Consider the following 7,727-nt stretch of genomic DNA (forward strand, 5'->3'; position numbering starts at 1 on the left):
TTAAAAAGACTCCCTAGAATATATTGCGCGCACCATAACGAAACTTATATATTCTAAAAAGGAATTTAAAGCGCTTACATATAACCAGAAGTAATGAAAACGCGAGTAGCAACCCACGGTTCGTACCTGCCAAGCTATACCGCAATACTCAAGGTTGCGCTTATTTTGTGTAATCTCAAGCGCTTCGGTGATGCTGTAAATAGTCATTACTATTAGCATTCACTTTAAGCTTGAATAAAAAGCACAAATGCCGGATACTGTTTTTATATACAGTTGTGGCGATGTTATGAAAAAAGAATTACCAGCTAAATATTACTTAGCACACTTTGCAGAGCTTATTGAGTTTGTAACCAGTAAATGCAGCCATTTACTTGAGCCTAAGCACCACGAATTTATTAGTAAAGTTAACCAGCTTGATGAGCAAAGCCGGTGCATGTTAGCGCGAGTGTACTCGCGCAAGCCGTATTTAGTGCACACGCAATCGCTTAACTATGAAGAAATTCCCTCACCGCATCAGGCTATATATAGTTTAAAAACCGCGGGAATTTTATCTCAGCCCAACAGCCAGCATTATGCGCAGCTCTTAGCACAGTTAACAAAAGCGACGCTGCTGGAGTTGCTAACCCAGTATAATAATAAAATAAGCTTCAAAAAAAGCGCTGCTAAGGGCGAACTGATCACCATTGCCTGCCATTTTTTTAGTGAACATCGCGATGAACTAGCGCCTTTATATAGTCAATATGTGATTAATAACCGTGAAGACAACTACGAGTATTTTGAGTTTTTATTTGCTGGGCGTTTAAGCCGCGGCGATGTAAATCATCAAAACCGCTTTGTTATGCGCGATTTAGGCTTAACGACTACCCGTGAAGGGCACAGCGACAGCTTAGCGCGCTTTAACTCATTAGCTGAGGCGCAATCGAACTACGTATTAAATCGCTACCGTTTAGCGATTAAAGACCTTGATAAAGCGAAACATAAAACAGCAAATAGCACAGCGGCTTACAGTGCGTTGGCGCAATTAGTGGTTGCGCAACACGCAGAGGGTGCACAGGCGCACGACCTTAAAAACAAACTGCTGGTGAGGCTGTATAAACACCTCAAACATAGCGATAGCGAATGTGCCCTTGGCTTGCTTGATGCCTGTAGTGATAGTGCTGAGGCACAAGAAATTCAAATCAGAGAGCAGTACCGCTTAGGCAATAAAACCTGGGTAAAAGCGCAGCTAGAGCAAATAATAGAAAACCCACTCAGTGACGATTTACTGTATTTTGCTGACGACTTTTTAATGCGCAAGTTTAATAAACAAACGCGTTCGCGCTTGAGCACCCTGCTTGCAGAGACTCAGTGCGTGCTTGAAATTGACGAAATTTACCGCGGCGATGTAGAGCAAGGCGTCAATGAGCATTATACAGCGCAAGGGTTGCAAGTATTTAATACCGAAAACACGCTATGGCAAAGCCTGTTTGCGTTAGTGTTTTGGCAGGAGTTATTTGTTGATACGCCTTACCCGCCATGCAATGAATTTGATATTTATCCGCAAGTGTTAATGCTGGATAATTTTTATCAGCTGCAGCAGGCGCAAATAACAGCACGTTTAGCGGGATGTGCCACTAATCAGGCGTTACTTAATTTGGTATGCAACCATGCCGCCCAGTATTTTCAGCAAGCCAATGGCTTATTTAGCTGGCACGACAATCTGTTGTTACCGCTAGAGGCGCTTATTTTAAATAGCCCTATAAAGGCGTTAGTGGCGCATTTAACGGCGATGAGCAAACAGTATTTACAACTTAAAGACGGCTACCCCGACTTAATGGTGATTAATAATGGCACGGTGCATTTTGCAGAAGTAAAAGCGCCCGGCGATAAGCTCAGACGTAACCAACTAACGACCATAGATAAACTCAAAAGTGTCGGTTTTACCGTACAGATTGCGCTGGTTAAATGGTTTGTTGATCCTCACCGTATTTACAGCGTGGTAGATATAGAAACCACTGGCAGCTTAAAAGGCGCCAATAAAATTACCGAAATTGGCTTAGTAAAAGTACAGCACGGTAAAGTAATCGACAGCTGGACCACCTTAGTGAATCCACAACGGCCGATCCCACGCTTTATTAGCCAATTAACGGGTATCAGTAATAACATGGTGCACGACGCACCGGTATTTGCAGACATAGCTAAGCCATTACTGGCGAAGTTAGCGGGCAGTATCTTTGTCGCTCATAACGTTAATTTTGATTACGGCTTTATTAAAAAAGAATGCGAAATGGTGGGGCTGCATTTTAAGATGCCGAAATTGTGCACTGTGGTTGAGTCGCGTAAAGCATTTAAGGGCTTAAAGTCGTATTCGTTGGGTAATTTAGCGGCGCATTTTAATTTAAATTTAACCCATCATCACCGCGCGCTTGCCGATGCCACTGCCACGGCTGAATTGTTATTGCTGATTCAACATGCCAATAAATCGTCAGATACATCTATTCAAGCAACTGAAAAATAATAACTTTTAAATTTTATTAAAAATATTTAGGTTATTTTGGAATAAATTAATTGGTCACCCGTCTTCTTTATGTCAATCCGACAAACTAGAGGAACAGATGATGACTAAACTAAATAAAATTGTAAGCGTAATGATGTTAAGTGGTGTATGTGCTTTTGTAACAACGGCGCATGCAGCAGAAGTTGAAATCTCTCAATCAACGTCGGCAGAGCAACAAACGGCAACGTCAGTGCAAGTTTCGCAACATGGTATCAATGCCAGTGGTAGTAATAACACCAGCGTATCCAACGAGACAAGCGTTCGCGCGTCTGAGACTGACACAGCAGAAACAGCCACAGCGACCGATAATGCACAAACAGCCGCCGATGATAGCCAAAATGAGGCGGTAAGCGGCTCAAACTCGCTGGCTGCAACAACAAGCTCGGCGCTAAATGCTTCAGTTAACGCTTCGGCTGCGTCGTTAAATACCGCAACCTCATCGTTAAATGCCACAGCGAATACCGCGCTAAATGCCACCACACAGCTTAGCAGTTCAGCAATGAATGTAACTGGAGCCGTGAGCCAGTCAGCATTATTAACGGCAACAGCAACGCCTTCTGAAACTCCTGAAACGGCAGAGCCAACAACGCCAAACACTCCCTTGGTAAGTAATGCCACTGAGGCGGCGACACAAACAGCTGCGGCAAGTGCGCTTAATTCGGGCACTTTAGCCAACCAGTTGGACGTTGCTAGCACTGTTGCAAATACAACCAGCTCTGCACTCAAAGCCGGTAATGCACTTGATGCCAGTGCAGAAGTGGTAGGTAACGTACAGCAGTCGTTAGCGGCCACAGTACAAGGCAGCACAGTGAGTTCATTACAAAGCACGGTTCAACAAAATGTTAGCGGGCAAGTCAGCGCAGCAGTAACAGAGCAAGTAAGTAACGAGGTGGCCCTAAACACCGCAAGTGAAGTGGTTACTAATATTACCAACGACTTAGACCTAGGCCTTTAATACATTATTAAAGCCGAGTAGGGCAACCTACTCGGCGTGTTGGAGATCACGATGAAAGCAATTATTACAGCCACTCTTTGCGTATTTACTGCGCAAGCAAGCTTTGCTGACACAACCACAGCAAAGCAAAAAAGCAGTTTTACTGTCTCTGGCGACGCGGCAGTAGGCATTTTAAATAACTCGGCGTTATCGGTACAAGAGCTCGATGATATTTCATCACAAAGTGACAGTGGCGTTAAAATTTCGACCGGCGCCACTGCCACATGGCAAGCGTCTAAAGCCGTAAAGCTCACTTCAAGCTATCGCTTTGAGCAGCAAAATTATGACGAGTATGATCAGTACGATTTAGCGTTACATCAATATGGGGTTGATGCCAGTTATAGTATCAACAGCAGCAATGAACTGGGGCTACGCTATGATGGTGCAAAAGCGAATGTAGCAGGTGATACCTTTTTAAATTTTGATCAAGTCAGTGCCTATTATGGACGTTTTTTATCACCGCAAAGCTACTTAAGAGTGAGTGTAAAAAACAAAACTAAACGCTTTGCCAGCGCTACAGCGCGGGACGCCGAAGGCATAGGGGCCGATATTGGTTTGTACCACTTTGTTAATGAGGGTCAAACCATGTTGATGGCATCAGTAGGGGCTGATAATGAAGACGCCGAAGATAACCAATATGATTTTAGCGGCTATAGCGTGAATACCAAAGTAACGCACAAATTTACCGCGTTTAACTTAACGAATAAGCTAGGTTTAGGGTGGCGATACCAACTTAAAGATTACGATGAGCAAGTAAGCGATGAAGTGTTTGCAGCGCAGCAGCCATCACAGCCATCGCGGGACGAGCATCGAAATGTGGTTAATGCGTTTTGGCATCTCGACTTGCATAAACATATAACGCTGGTTACAGAAGCCGAGTACGGCGACTATGAATCGCAACTAAGCAGTAACACTTATACGCAAAGTATTGTTTCAGCCTCGATTAAAGTGCACTTTTAGGCCGATATATCGCGCCATAGCCAAACTGATTATCTTTACCTTGCTCACCGAGATCGTGAGCAAGCGAGGTGAGCTCTGCAAGCGCTTTGGCTTTGTTGTTATTATACTTTACCAGTAAACAACTGAGCGCTGCACTTACATGCGGGGCGGCTATTGAAGTACCCGACTCCTTGCCAAATTCCCCACTGCCTAATGCAGTTAAAACATTAACTCCTAACGCGCTAAAATCAATATAGTCGCCATTATTAGACCAGCGATACAGCTGGTTATTGGTATCGATAGCACTTACTGCAATAACACTCTTATAAGCCGCAGGATAGAGCGGTTTAGCCGCAGGGCCTGCATTGCCTGCCGCGGCAACAATTAAACTATGTTGCTTTACCGCGGCCTCAATACTGGTTTTTAAAATGGCATTATCAGGCCCAGTTAGGCTCATATTGATCACCGGCAGTTGTTCTTTTACCAACCAATCTAACGCTTCTACAATGGCAAATAACGTTGCCCCCTGAGCAAATTCAGATTGACGATAAAACACCTCGGCACTGTAAAGTGTGGCGTTACTTAGTAGCGGTGTCAGTTCATTGCTGTGACCCACTAATAGCCCCGCAATGGCGGTGCCGTGTAGGGCGGGGGAATCAAGCCCCGCGGGTAAAAAGCGGCGCTTAATAATGGTGGCGTTGGTAAACGCACTGTGCTGCGTGTTGATTGCGCTGTCGATGATGCCTATTTGGGTGTTATCCGCGCAAAAAGGCTGCATCGGTTGTGTGGCGGGTGTTGTCACTGTTGTTGCAGACGTTTGCGCTTGGTAAATATGGTTGCGATCGAGCAATGTGGTGTCAGTTAAGTTGAGTATTTTTACTAATTGGGCTTTAGAGTCAATATTTTCAGCCACATTAAAACGCACTAAGCTCATGCCTAACGCGCTGTAGTTTTTAACAGCAATAATCGTCACGTCGTGCTTTTTAAGCGCATTAAGCTGCTCGGTATTAGCCATTAATAACCATTGCTGCTGAATAGCGCGAAAGCCATCTTCCACTTCAACATCAACCAAAGCGTTATATTGGTTGTTAATACTGATATTCACTACCTCAGGTAAATTACTTAATGGTTGGTTTACCTGTGCTTTTAGTTCGGCCACAGACGTTTGCGGTACCAGGGTGGGTAATCGCTTGGTGCGATTGATGCTTGATTCAATGCGTTGCTCAATAGGGTTGAGCTGCTTGAGTACTGAATCAACCGGTATTAGGTTTGCAAGTACTGAGCTTGAGTAAAAACAAATACACGCTGTAATGATCAAAGGTGTTTTCATGCTAAGGTTACTTCTTATAAATTAAAACGTTACTAAGTTAACGTGTGAGGCAAAAATTAATTTCAATTATTTTGGAATAAATTTTTATTTGAATCGTCTTCTCTCTATAGAGGAGTAAAAAATGCAAAAAACCATACAAACATTATTACCCATGCTAAGACGCTTTGCTTACTCGCTAACGGGTAGTAAAGCAGATGCAGATGATGTAGTGCAAATAACAATTGAAAAATTATTAGTTAAAGGCATCCCCGCTGATGTTGAACCAGCAAAGTGGGCATTTAAAATTTGCCGCAATGTGTGGATAGATGAATATCGCTCTCGTAAAGTCAGGCAAGACGCGGTACAAAATGAATTAATACCAGAGCCGGTCAGTGATGATCAACACAGTGCATTTGAAAACAAACAACTGCTTGAAAAAGTGAATAGCGCACTGGGTGAGCTTCCCGATGAGCAACGCGCCATTGTGTCATTAGTGGCGGTGCAAGGTATGGCATACAAAGAGGTTGCACACCTGCTTGATATACCTATAGGCAGTGTAATGAGTAAATTGTCGCGAGCCCGCAGTGCCTTGTATAGCTTAATTAAGCCCGACTTTAGTAAGGAGCAGGTATGAAAATTAGCGATGAAACACTGAGCGCCTTTTTAGACTCAGAATTACTCGAAACCGAGATGGAGCAAGTGCGCTTAGCACTCGAAACGGATGATGACTTAGTGATGCGCCTTGCGGAGTTAAGCGAAGTAGATAGTTTAGTAAAAGCTCACGCTTACAGTATAGATGAGTCCCCTTACAGTGCGGCACTGTCTCAAACAATGGCGAAGCTGGAAACAAATAATGTGGTGCAACTATCGGCATGGCAACGGCTCAAACATTCAACTAACAAAGGCTTGGCAATTGCAGCAAGCATTGCTATCGTTTTTGGTATTGCTACCACGAGTTATTTGCAAACGCAGTATCAGGGGAACGCTAACTTAGTGGCAAATAACATCGCAACGGCGTTAGATACGCAGTTGAGTAGCGATGCAATAACTCAAGCCGATGGCAGTGTGTTTAAAGCAAATTTAAGTTTTGCAAATAATAATGATCAGCTATGCCGTCAGTATGAAATGAGTAACAACCAGCATACGCAAGTGGCTATAGCGTGTAAAACAGCGCAAGGTTGGCAAGTAAAGGCGCAGCTGCAACAGAGTAACAGTAGCAATGGTTCGCAATACCAAACTGCGTCTAAGCATGCAGCGCTGGATGACATGATTGATCAGATGATCAACGGCCAGCCATTAAACAGAAATCAAGAACAACATGCTATTGCTCAGCAATGGCACTTTGAAAATAACTAATGAGGTGAATGATGAAAGCAACATTATTAATAATCAGTATGTTAGTTTTAGCTGGGTGTGCATCAAAACCAGATTATCGTCCGGCTAATAATGGTTCAACCGGTTACAGTGAGCAAAAAATAAGTGATGATCGCTATCGAGTGGAGTTTAAAAGTGTATCAAATAGCGTTGCCGATGCAGGGGACTTTGCCCTATTAAGAGCCGCTGAATTAACCCAAGCACAAGGTTACGACTGGTTTGTAGTGACCAATAAAGAGACTTTTGTTGAGTCTAAATCGCAAGGCCCTTCGTCTTCAATAAGCGCCACACGCGGGCAACAAGTTGAACGCAGCTGCGGCTTATTAACCTGTGAAACACGCACACGACCGGTTAATGAAATGGGCGTGCAAATTAGTAACAATGACTCTCGTAAAGAAGTACACACCCTGCTTGATATTAAAATGGGCAAAGGCATTAAGCCAAACGACAACAGCTACAGCGCGCAAGATGTGATTGACAATTTAATGGCGAAAGCGAAACAGCAGTAAACCATGCAGGTTTTGCGTGACAAAAAAGCTAGCCCTCGGCTAGCTTTTTTGTATAGTCTTGTTTAA

7 protein-coding genes are annotated in these 7,727 nt (G+C 43.7%); 6 read left to right on the forward strand and 1 reads right to left on the reverse strand.

From position 1 onward, the window contains the following. Positions 1-247 precede the first annotated feature (247 nt). The 3 genes from ABYB02_RS12210 to ABYB02_RS12220 all read left to right on the forward strand — a co-directional run bounded on the left by ABYB02_RS12210 (position 248) and on the right by ABYB02_RS12220 (position 4,490). Complete coding sequence (locus ABYB02_RS12210; protein ID WP_372762722.1) at positions 248-2,497, forward strand: exonuclease domain-containing protein; 2,250 nt, start codon at positions 248-250, stop codon at positions 2,495-2,497. Between the two features lie 97 nt (positions 2,498-2,594). Continuing rightward, the gene (locus tag ABYB02_RS12215; protein WP_372762723.1) at positions 2,595-3,491 is read left to right on the forward strand and encodes a hypothetical protein; all 897 of its coding nucleotides are present in this window, start codon (positions 2,595-2,597) and stop codon (positions 3,489-3,491) included. Between the two features lie 51 nt (positions 3,492-3,542). Continuing rightward, complete coding sequence (locus ABYB02_RS12220; RefSeq protein ID WP_372762724.1) at positions 3,543-4,490, forward strand: hypothetical protein; 948 nt, start codon at positions 3,543-3,545, stop codon at positions 4,488-4,490. Here ABYB02_RS12220 and ABYB02_RS12225 read toward each other — a convergent pair. Next, positions 4,474-5,799 (reverse strand): S8 family serine peptidase, encoded by a 1,326-nt coding sequence (locus ABYB02_RS12225; protein ID WP_372762725.1) that lies wholly within the window; start codon positions 5,797-5,799, stop codon positions 4,474-4,476. The two genes, ABYB02_RS12220 and ABYB02_RS12225, sit on opposite strands and share 17 nt — an antisense overlap. A 121-nt stretch (positions 5,800-5,920) precedes the next feature. Between ABYB02_RS12225 and ABYB02_RS12230 the strand changes: the two genes are divergently transcribed. From ABYB02_RS12230 to ABYB02_RS12240, 3 genes are read left to right on the forward strand one after another with little or no spacing between them, the layout of a single operon-like run. Beyond that, positions 5,921-6,412: an RNA polymerase sigma factor gene (locus tag ABYB02_RS12230; RefSeq protein WP_372762726.1), complete on the forward strand. Its 492-nt coding sequence runs from the start codon at positions 5,921-5,923 to the stop codon at positions 6,410-6,412. Then, positions 6,409-7,134, forward strand: coding sequence for an anti-sigma factor (locus ABYB02_RS12235; protein WP_372762727.1), 726 nt, complete (start codon positions 6,409-6,411; stop codon positions 7,132-7,134). Before ABYB02_RS12230 ends, ABYB02_RS12235 begins: the two co-directional genes overlap by 4 nt. Before the next feature lie 11 nt (positions 7,135-7,145). Beyond that, complete coding sequence (locus tag ABYB02_RS12240; protein ID WP_372762728.1) at positions 7,146-7,661, forward strand: hypothetical protein; 516 nt, start codon at positions 7,146-7,148, stop codon at positions 7,659-7,661. The last annotated feature ends 66 nt before the right edge of the window (positions 7,662-7,727 follow it).

The organism is Pseudoalteromonas sp. (genome assembly GCF_041613455.1).
GTDB lineage: Bacteria > Pseudomonadota > Gammaproteobacteria > Enterobacterales > Alteromonadaceae > Pseudoalteromonas.

Bases quoted from the DNA above. Each gene is read 5' to 3' on its own strand.
- ABYB02_RS12210 (WP_372762722.1), top strand. From the start codon at position 248: ATGCCGGATACTGTTTTTATATACAGTTGTGGCGATGTTATGAAAAAA.
- ABYB02_RS12215 (WP_372762723.1), top strand. From the start codon at position 2,595: ATGATGACTAAACTAAATAAAATTGTAAGCGTAATGATGTTAAGTGGT.
- ABYB02_RS12220 (WP_372762724.1), top strand. From the start codon at position 3,543: ATGAAAGCAATTATTACAGCCACTCTTTGCGTATTTACTGCGCAAGCA.
- ABYB02_RS12225 (WP_372762725.1), bottom strand. From the start codon at position 5,799: ATGAAAACACCTTTGATCATTACAGCGTGTATTTGTTTTTACTCAAGC.
- ABYB02_RS12230 (WP_372762726.1), top strand. From the start codon at position 5,921: ATGCAAAAAACCATACAAACATTATTACCCATGCTAAGACGCTTTGCT.
- ABYB02_RS12235 (WP_372762727.1), top strand. From the start codon at position 6,409: ATGAAAATTAGCGATGAAACACTGAGCGCCTTTTTAGACTCAGAATTA.
- ABYB02_RS12240 (WP_372762728.1), top strand. From the start codon at position 7,146: ATGAAAGCAACATTATTAATAATCAGTATGTTAGTTTTAGCTGGGTGT.